Origin of the sequence: Roseovarius indicus (genome assembly GCF_008728195.1) — a bacterium.
In the GTDB taxonomy this organism is placed as follows: Bacteria; Pseudomonadota; Alphaproteobacteria; order Rhodobacterales; family Rhodobacteraceae; genus Roseovarius; species Roseovarius indicus.
Genome location: NZ_CP031598.1, coordinates 3,001,951 through 3,016,688, shown reverse-complemented (window position 1 = coordinate 3,016,688; position 14,738 = coordinate 3,001,951). Strand labels below are relative to the sequence as shown.

Genomic DNA, 14,738 nt, shown 5'->3' with positions numbered 1-14,738 from the left:
GAAGGTATACTTGTCACAAACAATCTACTGAGCACCTTCATCTTTCGATGTTCGAGCCGCGATAAGCACCGGATCGTCCAAATCAGCTTTGCTGGCAAACAAGTTTTGGATGATGCTGAGTGGTGCTCATCTGCCTTTTGATGAGCGCGCCTTTTGAGTGAAGAGAAATATTTGAGGCTACCTAGTGCCTGAATTGAATTCAAACGTTGAAAACACAGACAACTCGCAATCACTTTGCGAGCTAGAGCTATGGAAGCCACCACAGGGAACCATCGCCGAAGCAATTCCGCTATCCATCGATTTGGACTTCGATTCCGAAATTGTTAATTTTTCCTCAACTTCATTCAGTGTGCGCGCAAGAAGAGCTACAATTCAGTTGCGAGTTGCGGATGCAGACATAGTCCGCGGATCGAGGCTTGGTGAATACGCGTTAGATACGCAAATGACAGCCGAGGTTACTCAGAGCGTGAGGCATGCGATCGAAACCGAAGTGGGTGCCGAAGGACATATTGAAGTCGATGTAAAACCCAACATTCTTGGTCGCTTGATGGCCGCAGTATCTTGGAAGAAGCGACGCTCAAAAAGGGCTGAGCACGACCATATCATCAAATCTTCTTTACGAGTATCGCGGATCATTCCTCGGAACAAGGGGAAGTGGGCTGTCGTGGAACCGGTTAAACCTCACATACTTTCTGGCCGGTTTATCGGAAGTGACGGAGACAAGGAAGTTGGCCCACTTTGCTTGCTGACAATGCATGGGGCCGACTGCCTCTGCCAAATAACAGTTACGGTGAACCGGCAGGACTTGGACATTGAGGCAGCAGCCGGTGGACTGCCAGCCTCTCGAAACAAAGTTGTGATTATAGAGGCAATGGCCCGAAGAGGCATTTCCTCAAACCAAGTCGCGAATTTCGCATTGCCCCCCAATATTGGCAATGACGATATAGTCCTTGCTCGTTCAGTCATGGAGGTCTCACTTGAAGACGAATGACGTACAAAGCACCGCCTTTTCCAGCGTCATAGAAGCCGAAAGTGATGTGTTCTCAGACTTGGTCGAACTGTCTGGACTGCGTCCCCAAAGTGACTTTCAACATTCAAGACTTACAGGTGTTGACTTCGCGGGGTCGAATCTTTCGCAGTTCAACTTTGACTATGCTGACCTTCGTGGTGCTAAATGGGACAACCGGGCTTCGGACCCTCAAAGCTTGCGCTATTCCATGCGCGGCAAAGGAACCGACGAAGTTCGTGGCGACGACTTCAACGATCTTTCGGCCACAGTTCTGTCAAAGTCACTATGGGCCGAACGATTTTTTGCGTTTCGCTTACTGGTCGATAATTGGGGAGAAAATTCCGACACTGCTGACGTTTTGTCAAAATTACTGGCGAGCACGAGGGATACTTACCTTCCACTTTGTTCTGCGCTTTATTTTGCCGCTTCGTACATAAATGATGGTGAAGCAATGGCCCTTTGCAATGACATGGCGAATGCAGGGAGGTCGCAGGTAAACATTTATCGACTGAGAAAGCTGCGGCAAGCTGTCAGAGAAAATCTGAATTATCTTGAACGCCTTAACTTGAGGCAGAGGTATCCAAGCGACATTTCAGAAAAAGAGATTAACTCATTTAGACGTGAACTATCCGCGTGGCTATAAGTCACGGCTGCAAATTACCAGGACCTTACATGAGCGGGGATGGCCTACACATCAACTTGGGGCTCGTGAATGTCCGCTTCAGGAAAGCTGCACTGCGGCACATGAAAGTTTGGAGAAGGACCGCAAAGGGCCGTTCGTGACGGTCCGACAGACCGTCGGATTGCCGGGAGTCGCGGCGTTCTCGCCGAATGATCGCGTTTTCGAATTACGCGATCATGCGTGCGGCTCCGATCGCGATATCGTCGAGGCCCTCGCCGCCCTGGTCCACGTAGTCGCGGAGTTGCTGACGCATCCGTGGATCCCAGAAATCCGTGAGGTGGTTGGCGACTTTCTCGACCTGGTTGCCCCCCGGCTGGGTCTTGAAAAAAGTGGCAATCTGGTTCGCCATGTGGACCATCTTTTCAGGCGACATCGGGTACCCCTTCCTGGATGCGGTGGGCGTGGGAGTAAAGGTCGAAACCCCTGCCGCGTGCGAAGGCGGCAAGAGTGATGCCGGCGCTTTCGGCCAGGCGCAGGGCATGGGCCGTGGGCGCGGAAACCGCGATCAGTGCGGGGCACCCGGCAAGCGCGCATTTCTGGACGAGCTCCACCGACAGGCGGCTGGTCATCACGAAGGCGCCGGCAGAGGCGTCGACCCCGCGCTGCACCATGGCGCCGATCAACTTGTCGAGGGCGTTATGCCGGCCGACATCTTCCCGCGCCAGGACGATCCCCTCGCCGGGCCGTAGAAATCCGGCGGCATGGGTGGCCCGGGTCCGGTCATGCAGGGGCTGCCAGGGACGCAGTGCCCCGGTCGCCTGCAGCACGTCCTCCCGACCGAACCGAAGCCCGGTGTCCGGGACGGCCGGCAGCGCCCGCGCGGCCGCCTCGAGGCTGTCCAGCCCGCAGAGCCCGCAGCCGACGGGCCCTGCCATGAACCGACGCCGCGCCGTCAGCGCCTCGCGCCGGTCGGTGCACAGCCAGAACCGCGCCTCGATGCCACCGGCATGCTCGACGATCTCGAAGTCGTCGATCTGACCGGGATCGGTGACAATCCCCTCGGTCAGCGAAAACCCGTAGGCGAAATCGGCGATGTCCGCAGGCGTCGCCATCATCACCGCGTGGCTGGTGCCGTCATAGACCATCGCGACAGGCACCTCTTCGGGCAGGGCGCGATGCACCTCGAAGGCGCCGTCGGGCTGTACCGACACGCCCGGGCGGCTGACGGAAGACGACCAAATCACCGCCGTCACTCCGCTGCCGGCAGGATGCGGCGTGCCTGCGCGGCCTGCGCGGCATAGTCTTCCTGCCAGTCCGTCGGCCCGTTCGACGCGCTGACCTGCACCGCCGTCACCTTGTATTCCGGGCAGTTGGTCGCCCAGTCCGAGAAGTCGGTGGTGATCACGTTGGCCTGCGTGTCGGGATGGTGGAAGGTGGTGTAGACAACCCCCGGGCTGACCCGGTCGGTGATCGTGGCGCGCAGGGCGGTCTCGCCGGAACGCGACGCCAGTTTCACCCAATCGCCCTCGGTCACACCGCGGTTTTCGGCGTCGTGCGGATGGATCTCCAGCAGGTCGCCGTCATGCCAGACCACGTTCGCAGTGCGTCGCGTCTGGGCGCCGACGTTATACTGCGACAGGATCCGCCCCGTGGTGAGCAGGAGCGGAAAGCGTGGCCCGGTCCTCTCGTCGGTGGCCACGTATTCGGTGACGATGAACCGTCCCTTGCCGCGCACGAACCCGTCGACATGCATGAGCGGCGTTCCCTCGGGGTGTGCCTCGTTGCAGGGCCACTGCACGCTGCCCTTCTCCTCCAGCAGCGCGTAATCCACTCCGGCGAAGGACGGGGTCGTCGCGGCGATCTCGTTCATGATCTGCGCCGGGTGCGTGTAATGCCAACCCGCCCCCATCGCATTGGCCAGCAGCTGCGTCACCTCCCAGTCGGCATGGCCGTTCAATGGCTTCATCACCTCGCGCACCCGGTTGATCCGGCGCTCGGCATTGGTGAACGTGCCGTCCTTCTCGAGAAAGGTCGAACCGGGCAGGAAGACATGCGCGTAATTGGCGGTTTCGTTGAGGAAAAGGTCATGCACGATGACGCATTCCATCGCCGCGAGCCCCGCCGCAACATGCCTGGTGTCGGGATCAGATTGCAGGATGTCCTCGCCCTGACAGTAGAGGCCCTTGAACGTCCCGTCGACGGCGGCGTCCAGCATGTTGGGAATGCGCAGCCCCGGCTCGGGGTCGATCTCGGTGCCCCAGACGGCCTCGAACATCTCGCGCACATCGGCGTTCTTCACGTGGCGATAGCCCGGCAATTCATGGGGGAAGGACCCCATGTCGCACGAGCCCTGAACGTTGTTCTGTCCCCGAAGCGGGTTCACCCCCACGCCGGGCCGGCCCATGTTGCCGGTGAGCATGGCGAGGTTGGCGATTCCCATGACGGTGGTCGAGCCCTGGCTGTGCTCGGTCACGCCGAGCCCGTAATAGATCGACCCGTTCCCGCCGGTGGCGAACAGCCGGGCGGCGGCGCGCAGCTCCTGCGGGTCGACCCCCGTCAGCAGTGCCGTCGCCTCGGGGCTGTGGCGCGGGTCGGTGACAAAGGCCGCATATTCCTGGAACTCCTCCCAGTCGCAGCGGGTGCGGATGAAATCCTCGTCCATCAGCCCTTCGGTCACGATCACATGTGCCAGCGCCGTGACCACGGCCACGTTGGTGCCGGGCCGCAGGGGCAGGTGATGCGCCGCGCCGATATGCGCAGATTTCACCAGGTCGATCCGGCGCGGGTCGATCACGATCAGCTTGGCCCCGGCGCGCAGGCGTTTCTTGAGCCGCGAGGCGAAAACCGGGTGACCGTCGGTCGGGTTGGCGCCGATCACGATCACCACGTCCGTCTGCTCGACCGAGTCGAAATCCTGTGTCCCGGCGGATGTTCCGAAGGTCTGGCCCAGCCCATAGCCCGTGGGCGAATGGCAGACCCGCGCACAGGTATCGGTGTTGTTGTTGCCGAAAACCGAGCGCGCCAGCTTCTGCACCAGGTAGGTTTCCTCATTGGTGCAGCGGCTTGAGGTGATGACGCCGATGGATTTCCTGCCGTGGGTCTCCTGCAGCCCGCGCAGTTTGCCGGCGGCAAAGCTCAGCGCCTCTTCCCAGCCGACCTCGCGCCACGGCTCGTCCACCCGGTCGCGGATCATCGGGGACAGGATCCGGTCCTTGTGGTGGGCATAGCCATAGGCAAAGCGCCCCTTCACGCAGGAATGGCCCCGGTTCGCCTTGCCGTGCTTGTAGGGCACCATGCGCACCAGCTCGTCGCCTTGCAGCTCGGCCTTGAAGGTACAGCCCACCCCGCAATAGGCGCAGGTGGTTACCACCGACCGGTCCGGCGTGCCCATCTCTATCACCGATTTCTCTTGCAAGGTGGCCGTCGGGCAGGCCTGCACGCAGGCGCCACAGCTCACGCAATCCGACGACAGGAAATCGTCTGACGCCGCGCCCGCGCTCACCCGGCTGTCAAAGCCGCGGCCTTCGATCGTCAGGGCAAATGTGCCCTGGACTTCCTCGCAGGCGCGGACACATCGGTTGCACACGATGCACTTGGAAGGGTCGTAGGTGAAATAGGGGTTGCTGTCGTCCTTGGGCAGCCATTCCGGGTTGGTCTCGCCCGAGCTGTCGCGCGTTTCGAAATGGTTCGCCAAGCCGCCATTGTCCGGCGCCTTGTAACGCACGTTGCGCAGGCCCACGGCGCCGGCCATGTCCTGCAGTTCGCAATCGCCGTTGGCCGCGCAGGTCAGGCAGTCGAGCGGGTGGTCGGAGATGTAAAGCTCCATCACACCCTTGCGGACCTTGCGGACCTTGTCAGACTGGGTGCGCACGGCCATGCCCGGCGCGACCGGCGTGGTGCAGGAGGCCGGCGTGCCCCGCCGCCCTTCGATCTCCACGACGCAGAGCCGGCACGAGCCGAACGCCTCGAGACTGTCTGTGGCGCAGAGCTTGGGCACCGAGATTCCGGCCTCGGCCGCAGCCCGCATCACGCTGGTGCCCTCGGGCACGGTCACCTCGAACCCGTCCACGGTAAGCGTCACCGGCGCGCCTGTCTTGGCGGGTGTGCCCATGTCGCGGTCGTCGGGAATGATGAAATCCTTCACTCTGCGGCCTCCTTCGCGGTCGCGAAATCCTCGGGAAAATGTGTGAGCGCCGACATGACCGGGTAGGGCGTGAACCCTCCCAGGGCGCAAAGCGAGCCGTCGGTCATGGTCTCGCAAAGATCGGTCAGAAGCGGGATGGCCGCCGCGTCGCCCTGGGCGATCCGGTCGATGGTCTCGACCCCGCGGACCGCCCCGATCCGGCAGGGCGTGCACTTGCCGCAGCTCTCCACTGCACAGAATTCCATTGCAAAGCGGGCCATTCCGAGCATGTCGGCGGTGTCGTCGAACACCACCAGGCCGGCATGTCCGATCAACCCGCCCTCGGCGCCGAATTCCTCGTACCCCAGCGGGGCGTCGAACTTGTCTCTCGGCATGTAGGCGCCCAGCGGGCCGCCCACCTGCACGGCCTTCACCGGCCGGCCGGTGGCGGTGCCGCCTGCAATCTCGTCTATCACCTCACCCAGGGTCAGGCCGAACCCCGTCTCGAACAGCCCGCCATGTTTCACGTTGCCGGCGATCTGCAACGTGATCGTTCCGCGTGACTTGCCAATGCCGAAACTTGCGTGATGCGCGGCGCCCTTCTCGAAGATCACCGGCACGGTGGCCAGGCTGATGACGTTGTTGACCACCGTGGGGCGGCCCAGGAAACCTTCCAGCGCCGGCAGCGGCGGCTTGGCCCGCACCACCCCGCGCTTGCCTTCCAGCGAGTTCAGAAGCGAGGTTTCCTCGCCGCAGACATAGGCCCCGGCGCCTTTACGGATCTCCATGTCAAAGGCTCGACCCGAGCCAAGCACATCCGGCCCAAGGATGCCGGCCGCGCGGGCAAGACGAACGGCCTCTTCCATGACGCGGATCGCGTCCGGATATTCCGAGCGCAGGTAGAGGTAGCCCCTGGTCGCGCCGACGCCGAGCCCGGCGATGGCCATGCCCTCGATCAGGGTGAAGGGATCGCCTTCCATGATCATCCGGTCGGCAAACGTGCCGCTGTCGCCCTCGTCGGCATTGCAGACGATGTATTTCTGCGGAGCGTCCGCCTCGAGTACCGTCTTCCACTTGATGCCCGTCGGAAAGCCCGCCCCGCCGCGGCCGCGCAGGCCCGAGGCGGTGACCTCGCCGACGATCTCCTCCCCGGTCATGTCCAGCGCCCGTCGCAGACCGCTCAAACCGCCATGCGCCTCGTAATCGCTCAGCGAAAGCGGGGCGATCACTCCGACGCGCGCAAAGGTCAGCCGTGCCTGGCGCGTCACCCAGTCGAGTTCCTCGACCGGGCCGAGTGCCTTTTCGCTGCTGCCGTCGAGAATGGCCGCCGCATCCTCCGGCGTCGCCGGGCCGTAGCCCTGGCGCACACCGTCGATTTCGACCTCCACCAGGGGTTCCAGCCAGATCATGCCACGGGTTCCGGTCCGGATAATCTCTGCATCGGGCGCAGCCGCCGCCAGGGCGACTGCCACAAGATCGGCACCGAGCGCCTTGGCGGCGCTGTCCATCGGCACGAATATCCTCATGCTCCGGCCTCCTTCAGCAACGTGTCCATCCGCGCCGTGTCGACGCGGCCAACGACCTGGTCATCGACCATCGCCGCCGGGCCGCAGGCGCAGAGGCCGAGGCAGTAGACCGGCTCCACCGTAACGGCCCCGTTGGCCGTGGTGCCGTGCCAGTCCACCCCCAGTTTCTTGAGCGTCTCTTCGGCCAGAGCGCTCCCGCCGACCGCCTGGCAGGCCTCGGCGCGGCAGATCTTCACCACGTGACGCCCCGCCGGCGCCTCGCGGAAATCATGGTAGAAGCTGATGACGCCATGCAGTTCGGCCCGGGTGATGTTGAGCGCATCGGCGATCAGGGGCATGGCGGCATGGGGGATGTATCCGAAGGCGTCCTGCAGGGCGTGCAGAATGGGCAGAAGCGGCCCTTCAAGACCGAGATTGGCCTGGATGAGGGCGCGGATGTCCTCGTCCGTGTGGGATGGCGCTGGTGCTGGCATGGGCTGGCCTCTTACGGTTTTCCGCTCGAGCCAAACAGGCATGGCATTTGGAAATCAATATCGGTATTCCGTCAACCGATAGAGGATCTCTATCGTTATGCTGCCGACATCCGCTTCGCCTCGCGAAGGAGAGTTCCCAGAACGGGCGTATGCGGCTCGCGGTAGGGCGCCACAAGCCCCACCGTGTGCGCTACCTCCACCCCCTTCAGAGGTATGATTTTCAAGGATTTTCCGCTGATCAGGAAGCGTGCCATGTCTTCCGGCAGCACGGTCACGAACCCGCCGGCCTCGACGTTGGCCACCAGCACGATGGTAGAGTTCGATTCCGCCCATGCCTCGGGCGTCACACCGGCGGCGGCGAAGTTCTTGTTGATGATCCGGCGGTTCTGCATGTCGGGCGTCAGCAGGCAAAGCTTCTGTCCGTCCAGCTCTTCCCAGCCAACTGCCTCTCGTGCAGCGAAGGCCGAGTCGGCCGCGCAGACCAGCATATAACGCTCTTCGTACAATGGCTCGGTGCTGACCCGGCCCATCGGCTCGTTGTCGAGATATGAAATGCCGGCATCCACCTCGAGGTTTTCCAGCATCGACAGGATCTCGATCGAGGTGCGCGACAGGATGGTGAAGCGCACCTTCGGATGCGCCTCGCTGAACCGGCTGGTCAGTCGCGCCGCCCAGGTCAGTGCGGTGGGAATGACCGCGATCCGGAGTTGCCCCGACAGGCCGTGCCGCTGGAAGCGCATCTCCTCGCGGAGTTGCCGCGTGTCGCCGACGATCTTGCGCGCCCAGACCAGGGCTGTCTGCCCCTCGGGCGTCAACCCGCCGAAGCGGGAGCCACGAAAGATCAGCTGAACACCCAGTTGATCCTCGAGTTGCTTGATTCCGGTCGAGAGTGTCGGCTGGGTGATCCCGAGGCTGGCCGCGGCGCGGCCGAAATGACCTTCCTTGGCCACGGCGATGAACATCTGCAACTTGTCCAGCATCATGGCCATCCCGAATTGTTTTCACGCATTTTGATAGAAATCATGAATTGCGTGCTGCGTGCAAGACGCCTGTGCGAGACCTAGCTTTTCGCGTCGCCCCGTCCCGAAAGACCCATGCGCCTCAGAACTGTTTTCCGCACCATCTCTGCTGCCGTGCCCGCCATCAGACCGATCAACGGATTTCCGGCCAGGGTCGCAACCGCCGTGAGCGCGATCACCGGCCGGCAGGAGGGCATGGCATCGAAGAGCCGGCGGCTTGTGGCAAGCTCGGCCGCGGCGATGAGCAGAAGCGCTCCGAGTGTCGCGGCGGGAATTGCCGACAATGCCATGCGCCGCAAGTCTTCGGGAAGAAGCACGAGCCCGAGAAGCGCTGCGCCGAGCATCACCGGCGCCCCGCCGCTGCGGGCCCCGAACCGGTGATGCGCGATGACGCCCCCGGCACCGTGACACATCGGCAGCGCCCCGAACGGCGCCGTCAGCAGGTTGGCCGCACCGGAGGTCAGGCATAGCCGCCGGGGCGTCACGTGGGCGGCCCGGGCGCCGAAGCTGTCGCCGGCAACGAGCGCCGTGAGAACCACGGCATTGGTCAGCGTGAGCGCCAGTTGGGGCAGCGCCAGCTCCGTCACCGCGACCTGAAAGTCCGCGGCGGTCGGGATCGGTGCAAGCCAGCCACCGACTGATGCCGGCAGCTCGGGCAGCTCCGGCAGGGCCTCGTGACCGAAATAGCCACCCATCACGACCCCGAAAAGGAGCGTCGCCAACGCCGCATGGGTGCCCAGCCGCAAACCCGCAACGGCCAGCCCCAACGACAGCGCGCCGATGACCGGCTGCTCCGCCATCAGCCCCAGGGCGATCCAGCCAAGGGCCAGGCCAAGTCCCAATTGAAGACCGGCCAACACGGATTGGGGCACCAGGCGCGCGATCCGGTCGATGACCCCGCTGCCCCCAAGCAGGAGCAGCGCCGCCCCGATCATCATCCCGCTCAGCGCGATGGAGGCCGGCGTGACCGCGGTCGTCAGCGCCACGGCCACGATGGCCTTCATTGGCTGGACCGGGACGGGTAGGCGGTAGATCAGGCCGGTGGCGATATAGAACAGCGCGAAGCCAAGCAGGACCTGCTGCGCCGACAGCCCGACCAGCGCGATGGCCCCGATGGTCAGCGGCAGCAGCGTGCCCAGATCCCCCAGCGCACCGTTCAACTCGCGCAGATCAAAGCGGAACCCGCCCGGGGCGGTTCCGCTCGTCGCATCTTCATTTGCCGGGCGTCTTTCCACGTCTTCCCCGCGGGACAGTTGAAATCAAGGCTCGGGATCATACCGTATACCGCAACCTTACTCATTGCGGAGGAATTTGCCATGAAACTCAGCGCACGCAACAAGCTGACCGGGACGGTGGTGTCGATCGACAGGGGGGCCGTCAATTCGACCGTCCATATCGACCTGGGCGGAGGCAGCATCGTGACGGCGATGATCACCAATGCCTCGGTCGACGACCTGGGGCTCGAGGTGGGCAAGACGGCCTATGCGATCGTGAAAGCCTCTGACGTCATTGTCGGCGCCGACTGACGGTCGAGGGACGGCAGGCAGACCTTCCGCCCCGAGCCGGTCGTTTCCACGGTGACGGGGATGCCGTAGACGGCGCTCAGAGTGTCTCCTGTCAGCACGGCTTCGGCCGGGCCCTCGGCAAAGGCACGGCCGTCTTTCATCAACAGGACGCGGGCGTTCAGGGCAAGGGCCTGATCGGGGTCGTGGGTGGACATGATCACGCCGCGCCCGCCCGCCGCAGCGCCATCGGCCAGGGCGGCGACATGGGCCAGCACTTGGGCCTGGTTGCCGAAATCGAGGCTGGCGGTCGGTTCGTCCATGACGATCAGCGGTGCCTCCTGCGCCAGTGCCCGGGCGATCAGCACAAGCTGCCGCTGGCCGCCGGAAAGACGGGCGTAGTCGCGATGCGCGAGATCGGCGATGCCCAGCTGATCGAGGGCATGAAAGGCACAGTCGCGATCCTGCCGCCCGGGCTGGCCGAAAAGGCCGAGGCGCGCGGTGCGGCCCATCAAGACAACCTCGAGCGCCTCGAAGGGGAACGGCGGCGCGTGGGCCTGCGGGACATAGGCGACCTGCCGGGCAATCTCGGCGCGAGTCTGTGCCGCGAGGGGTTTGCCGCCGAGCGTGACCGTGCCCGCCAGTGCCGGCAGAAGGCCCAGAAGCGTGCGGAACAGCGTGGTCTTGCCGCAGCCATTCGGCCCCAGGAGGCAGAGGATATCGCCGCCGGTGACCTGAAGCGCCAGCTCCGTGCCGATTGTCGTGGCGCCGTAACCGATGGCAAGGTTCCTGGCCTCGAGCATCACGACCACCCCCGCCGCCCACGGGCCAGAAGCCAGACGAAGAACGGCGCGCCGATCACCGCGGTCAGGATACCCAGCGGCACCTCGGCCTGTGCCATCGTGCGCGCCAGCGTGTCGACGACAAGAAGATACCCGGCCCCGATCAGTACGGAGGCGGGCAAAAGACGGCCGAAGCCGGGACCGACCAGCATCCGCGCGATATGGGGGATCACCAGCCCGACCCATCCCACGACACCCGCCAGCGCCGTGACGCTGGCGGTGATGAGCGTGGCCGCCGCAATCACCAGGAAACGCGTGCGCCCGGCCTCGACGCCCAGGGCGCGGGCTTCCTCGTCGCCCAGGGACAGAACGTTGATCCGCCAGCGCAGCAGTGCCAGTGGCACAAGTCCCACCAGCACCGCGGGCAGGGCGGGCAGGATGTCGTCGGTGGTGATTGCCGCGAGAGAACCCAGAAGCCAGAAGGTGATGGCGGGGAGCTGGTCGTAGGGGTCGGCCATCACCTTCAGCAGCGAGGTCGCCGCCCCCGCAAGCGCGCCGATCACCACGCCGATCAGAACCAGGGTCAGTGTCCGGTCGGTATTGCGAACCAGCGAGGCGACCAGCGTGACGGCACCCACCGCCACCATGCCGCCGGCGAAGGCGGACGCCTGGATCGCGGCCACGGGCAGCGACAGGAATATCCCGGCCACCGCCCCCAGGCCCGCGCCAGCGGACACGCCGAGGATATCCGGCGACACCAGCGGGTTGCGGAAAAGCGCCTGGTAGCTGGCCCCGGCCGCGGCCAGTGCCGCGCCCACCAGCACCGCGGCGGCGACGCGCGGCAGGCGGATGTTCCACACCACGATCTGTGCCTGCGAGTCGCCCCGACCGACAAGCGCGGCCAGCGTTTGCCCCGGGGTGAGCGCATAGGGCCCGATCATCACCGCCCCGAAGGCCAGAAGAACGAGCACCAGCGTCAGGGCCCCGGTCAGCGTCAGAACGGGGCGCGGCGCGATTATTCGGGTGGTCGTCCCTCGGCCCATTCGAGAAGCCCCTCCAGATCTTCGTCACTAAGGTCGACGTGGTAATAGAGCTTGTAGAACGCCCGCGCCTCCTTGCGCAGGGTCCCTTCCCACCGCTTGGGATAGAGCAGCCCGGCCATCCATATGAGCCCCATCATCCGGTTGACAGAAGGCGGCCGGTCGATCCAGCCGAAGGGGGCCGTGGGCGAAAGGTAGACCCGGCCCTCGCGCACGGCGTCGATGCCCTGCCAGAGCGGATCGTCGAAGACCTTGGCAAAGAAATTGCGATCCCACGTCACGATGGTGTCGGGGTTGGCGACGATCACCTGTTCCATCGAGGCCTGCACGAGCCCGCGGGTCTGGCCGCCGTCATCGGCCACGTTGCGCCCGCCCGCCCGCTCGATGATCTCGGTGTTGATCGAGCCTTTCATGCCGGTTTCCAGCCCCTCGGGCCCGCGGGCGAGGTAGACGCGGGGGCGGTCGGCCTCGGGGACCCCCTCGAGGAGCGCGTCGATCCGGCCGAAGGTGGCTTCCACGTCCCGGGCCAGCGCCTCGCCCCGGTTCGGCACGCCGAGCGCTTCGCCCACGACGCGAAGCGCCTCGGGCGTGTTCTCGAAGCGGCCATCGATCAGGATATAGGGAATGCCGGTCTGTTCCTGCACCCGGTTGGCGAGGTCGATATAGGTGTCACGAACCGAGCCGAAATCGACAATCAGGTCGGGCTCGATCGCCAGGACCCGTTCGAGGTTGGCCTCACCGCCGCGCCCCGTCAGCCGCCCCGTTTCTGGCAGGTCGCGATAGGGTTCGGCGATATAGGCGCGTTCCTCGGGGCGCAGGGCGCGGGGCCAGCCGGTCAGCGCCTCGGGCTTCATGATGTAGACGAGGATCGAGGCGGGCGGGCCGGCGGCGAAGACCGTGGTCACCTTGTCGGGGATGTCGACGGTCCGGCCGGCGCTGTCGGTGATCGTGCCCGCCTGGGCAGGCAGTGCCAGAAGGGCAAGGACGAGGCACAGGTATCGCATGTCAATCGACCTCCGGAACACCGGCGGCATCGAACCCGTAGTCCGCCAGAACCGCCTGACCGGCAGGGGAGAGGATGTGCATCGCGAGCCGGGATGCCGCGGTCGGCGCCCCGTCAAGCACGATCAATCCATAATCGGCCCCCACCGACAGGGCCTCTGGCACCTGAACGATCTGCAGCTCGGGCACTTCTTTCCGGGCCAGCACCGCATTGGTGCAATAGGTCAGGAAGATATCCGCCTGGTCGCTGTCGAGAACCCATGCGTAAGCATTGCGCCCCCCGGGTGGCGTTTCGCTGTCAGGGCCGCCGGTGAGTTGGAGCGCCTTGGCCTTGAGCGTCTCGGCATGACCGGACTTGTCGAAAAGCTCGAACGCGTAGTCCCCCGACGGATCGGCCTTTGGAGTCGACGTTCCAAGGCGCGTCTCCGGCTTCAGGATGACCTCCAGCAGGGTGTCCGACGAAACCTCGACGTCCGGCCGCGCCAGGGCGCAGAGGCGGTTGCGGGCAAAGAGCACCACCGGGCCCCCCTTTCCGGCGCTTTCGAGGGTACGAGGGTGCCGCATGTTGGCGGAGGCGAAGACATGGGCTGTTTCGCCAGCCTCGATCCGTTCGCGCATGAGGCCGGAGGGGCCGAAAGTGGCGGCGACGGGTGTGCCGTAGGTCTGCGTGAAATCCTCTGCAACCTCCGACAGCGCCGCCCGAAGACTGCCTGCCGCGAATAGAGAGATGTCTTCAGCCTGTGCCGGGGTCATTGCAATTCCCAGCAGGGCGGCAAACATGGATTGTCTAAGCATCGGGTTCCACTCCCTTTCATGCTGCAATGCGGGACTTTATCTGATCGGATCGGGACGCAGACCTGCTTCGCTGCCTCATGAAAATCTCCGCGGCTTCTGAATTCATGTTCGCGGCCCATCTCGCGCGCCGTTCCGGCCAGCTTCTGCAAGTGTGGGGAAATTCGATTCAAAATGCCAGTGTTGATACCGGTAACGAGATCAAAGTGGTTGTTATCGAGACCTACATCTTCAAGCAGGCGGGGGTATCGCGGCTCCACCCTTTGGCCGGGTCGGGGTCATATGACGATGATCTTGAAATGAACACATCAGATTTTGCATTGCCAAACCGGACGTTCGGACCTGACTGCATCTGATGACCGGTTGGGCTGTAAGCGACGGGCGTTCGTGCTGCAGCAGCGAGAGGTCACTGCCTCATCGCGGGAAGCGGACATTGCGCGTCCAGCCCGTGCCGGGCTTGCAAGTCCCCATGTACCGAAGGCCCGTTCCCCGAGGGGAGCGGCCGTTTTCAGCGGGCGTTTTCGAGCGTCGTGCGCAGGTGCTTGGCGCTGACCGGCTTCTGGCAGGTCTCGGCGCCGGGGTAGCGGTTGCGGACGTCTTCCTCGAAGATGTGGCCGGAATGGAAGACGATCGGCACGCCGAGGTCGACCAGTTTGTCGGCCAGGGGAAACACCTCGCCATCCTTCAGACGCACGTCGAGAAGGGCCACGTCGGGCAGGTTCTGATCGAGTTTTTCCAGCGCATCCGCCCGCTTTGCGAACGGTCCCATGACCTGGAAGCCAAATTCCTCGATCAGCAGTTTGAGGTCCAGCGCGACCACGAATTCGTCTTCGCACACAAGGACCGTT

The 14,738-nt window shown here is 64.1% G+C and carries 16 protein-coding genes; 4 read left to right on the top strand and 12 right to left on the bottom strand.

Features of this window, described 5'->3' with window-relative positions; translation table 11 throughout:
• Positions 1–184: 184 nt before the first annotated feature.
• Both RIdsm_RS14330 and RIdsm_RS14325 read left to right on the top strand, forming a co-directional pair.
• Positions 185–991: a hypothetical protein gene (locus RIdsm_RS14330; protein ID WP_143100321.1), complete on the top strand. Its 807-nt coding sequence runs from the start codon at positions 185–187 to the stop codon at positions 989–991.
• The gene (locus tag RIdsm_RS14325; protein ID WP_074939714.1) at positions 978–1,652 is read left to right on the top strand and encodes a pentapeptide repeat-containing protein; all 675 of its coding nucleotides are present in this window, start codon (positions 978–980) and stop codon (positions 1,650–1,652) included. The genes RIdsm_RS14330 and RIdsm_RS14325 overlap by 14 nt, the downstream gene beginning before the upstream one ends.
• A gap of 205 nt (positions 1,653–1,857) precedes the next feature.
• Here RIdsm_RS14325 and RIdsm_RS14320 read toward each other — a convergent pair whose 3' ends face one another.
• From RIdsm_RS14320 to RIdsm_RS14290, 7 genes are all read right to left on the bottom strand, one after another.
• Complete coding sequence (locus RIdsm_RS14320) at positions 1,858–2,064, bottom strand: formate dehydrogenase subunit delta (protein ID WP_057815132.1); 207 nt, start codon at positions 2,062–2,064, stop codon at positions 1,858–1,860.
• Positions 2,054–2,884 (bottom strand): formate dehydrogenase accessory sulfurtransferase FdhD, encoded by an 831-nt coding sequence (fdhD, locus tag RIdsm_RS14315; protein WP_057815135.1) that lies wholly within the window; start codon positions 2,882–2,884, stop codon positions 2,054–2,056. Before fdhD ends, RIdsm_RS14320 begins: the two co-directional genes overlap by 11 nt.
• On the bottom strand, positions 2,881–5,775 hold the full coding sequence (gene fdhF, locus RIdsm_RS14310) for a formate dehydrogenase subunit alpha (protein WP_057815137.1): 2,895 nt from the start codon (positions 5,773–5,775) through the stop codon (positions 2,881–2,883). Before fdhF ends, fdhD begins: the two co-directional genes overlap by 4 nt.
• Entirely contained in the window at positions 5,772–7,280 is a 1,509-nt protein-coding gene (locus RIdsm_RS14305) for an NADH-ubiquinone oxidoreductase-F iron-sulfur binding region domain-containing protein (protein ID WP_057815139.1), read from the bottom strand. The genes fdhF and RIdsm_RS14305 overlap by 4 nt, the downstream gene beginning before the upstream one ends.
• A complete protein-coding gene (locus RIdsm_RS14300) occupies positions 7,277–7,753 on the bottom strand; it encodes a formate dehydrogenase subunit gamma (RefSeq protein WP_057815141.1) in 477 nt (158 codons plus the stop codon). The genes RIdsm_RS14305 and RIdsm_RS14300 overlap by 4 nt, the downstream gene beginning before the upstream one ends.
• Before the next feature lie 95 nt (positions 7,754–7,848).
• The gene (locus RIdsm_RS14295; protein WP_057815671.1) at positions 7,849–8,733 is read right to left on the bottom strand and encodes a LysR family transcriptional regulator; all 885 of its coding nucleotides are present in this window, start codon (positions 8,731–8,733) and stop codon (positions 7,849–7,851) included.
• Between the two features lie 80 nt (positions 8,734–8,813).
• Positions 8,814–10,007, bottom strand: coding sequence for a putative sulfate/molybdate transporter (locus RIdsm_RS14290; RefSeq protein WP_082647349.1), 1,194 nt, complete (start codon positions 10,005–10,007; stop codon positions 8,814–8,816).
• An 81-nt stretch (positions 10,008–10,088) separates the two neighbouring features.
• Here RIdsm_RS14290 and RIdsm_RS14285 point away from each other — a divergent pair, with 81 nt between their 5' ends.
• Entirely contained in the window at positions 10,089–10,298 is a 210-nt protein-coding gene (locus RIdsm_RS14285) for a TOBE domain-containing protein (RefSeq protein WP_057815144.1), read from the top strand.
• Here the strand turns inward: RIdsm_RS14285 and RIdsm_RS14280 are convergent.
• From RIdsm_RS14280 to RIdsm_RS14265, 4 genes are read right to left on the bottom strand one after another with little or no spacing between them, the layout of a single operon-like run.
• Complete coding sequence (locus RIdsm_RS14280) at positions 10,253–11,077, bottom strand: ABC transporter ATP-binding protein (RefSeq protein WP_082647350.1); 825 nt, start codon at positions 11,075–11,077, stop codon at positions 10,253–10,255. The two genes, RIdsm_RS14285 and RIdsm_RS14280, sit on opposite strands and share 46 nt — an antisense overlap.
• The gene (locus RIdsm_RS14275) at positions 11,077–12,099 is read right to left on the bottom strand and encodes a FecCD family ABC transporter permease (RefSeq protein WP_057815146.1); all 1,023 of its coding nucleotides are present in this window, start codon (positions 12,097–12,099) and stop codon (positions 11,077–11,079) included. The genes RIdsm_RS14280 and RIdsm_RS14275 overlap by 1 nt, the downstream gene beginning before the upstream one ends.
• Positions 12,072–13,100 (bottom strand): iron ABC transporter substrate-binding protein, encoded by a 1,029-nt coding sequence (locus RIdsm_RS14270; protein ID WP_143100322.1) that lies wholly within the window; start codon positions 13,098–13,100, stop codon positions 12,072–12,074. The genes RIdsm_RS14275 and RIdsm_RS14270 overlap by 28 nt, the downstream gene beginning before the upstream one ends.
• A gap of 1 nt (position 13,101) precedes the next feature.
• A complete protein-coding gene (locus RIdsm_RS14265) occupies positions 13,102–13,878 on the bottom strand; it encodes a molybdate ABC transporter substrate-binding protein (protein WP_244955832.1) in 777 nt (258 codons plus the stop codon).
• A 119-nt stretch (positions 13,879–13,997) separates the two neighbouring features.
• On the opposite strand from RIdsm_RS14265, the gene RIdsm_RS14260 reads away from it, so the two are divergent.
• A complete protein-coding gene (locus RIdsm_RS14260; RefSeq protein WP_057815152.1) occupies positions 13,998–14,246 on the top strand; it encodes a hypothetical protein in 249 nt (82 codons plus the stop codon).
• Between the two features lie 152 nt (positions 14,247–14,398).
• Here RIdsm_RS14260 and RIdsm_RS14255 read toward each other — a convergent pair whose 3' ends face one another.
• A complete protein-coding gene (locus tag RIdsm_RS14255; protein WP_235607798.1) occupies positions 14,399–14,728 on the bottom strand; it encodes a response regulator in 330 nt (109 codons plus the stop codon).
• Positions 14,729–14,738 lie beyond the last annotated feature (10 nt).

What these genes read in the sequence shown, in the direction of transcription:
- RIdsm_RS14320 (WP_057815132.1), bottom strand. Translation starts at nt 2,064, where the DNA reads ATGTCGCCTGAAAAGATGGTCCACATGGCGAACCAGATTGCCACTTTT.
- RIdsm_RS14305 (WP_057815139.1), bottom strand. Translation starts at nt 7,280, where the DNA reads ATGAGGATATTCGTGCCGATGGACAGCGCCGCCAAGGCGCTCGGTGCC.
- RIdsm_RS14300 (WP_057815141.1), bottom strand. Translation starts at nt 7,753, where the DNA reads ATGCCAGCACCAGCGCCATCCCACACGGACGAGGACATCCGCGCCCTC.
- RIdsm_RS14295 (WP_057815671.1), bottom strand. Translation starts at nt 8,733, where the DNA reads ATGCTGGACAAGTTGCAGATGTTCATCGCCGTGGCCAAGGAAGGTCAT.
- RIdsm_RS14285 (WP_057815144.1), top strand. Translation starts at nt 10,089, where the DNA reads ATGAAACTCAGCGCACGCAACAAGCTGACCGGGACGGTGGTGTCGATC.
- RIdsm_RS14280 (WP_082647350.1), bottom strand. Translation starts at nt 11,077, where the DNA reads ATGCTCGAGGCCAGGAACCTTGCCATCGGTTACGGCGCCACGACAATC.
- RIdsm_RS14275 (WP_057815146.1), bottom strand. Translation starts at nt 12,099, where the DNA reads ATGGGCCGAGGGACGACCACCCGAATAATCGCGCCGCGCCCCGTTCTG.
- RIdsm_RS14270 (WP_143100322.1), bottom strand. Translation starts at nt 13,100, where the DNA reads ATGCGATACCTGTGCCTCGTCCTTGCCCTTCTGGCACTGCCTGCCCAG.
- RIdsm_RS14265 (WP_244955832.1), bottom strand. Translation starts at nt 13,878, where the DNA reads ATGTTTGCCGCCCTGCTGGGAATTGCAATGACCCCGGCACAGGCTGAA.
- RIdsm_RS14260 (WP_057815152.1), top strand. Translation starts at nt 13,998, where the DNA reads ATGTTCGCGGCCCATCTCGCGCGCCGTTCCGGCCAGCTTCTGCAAGTG.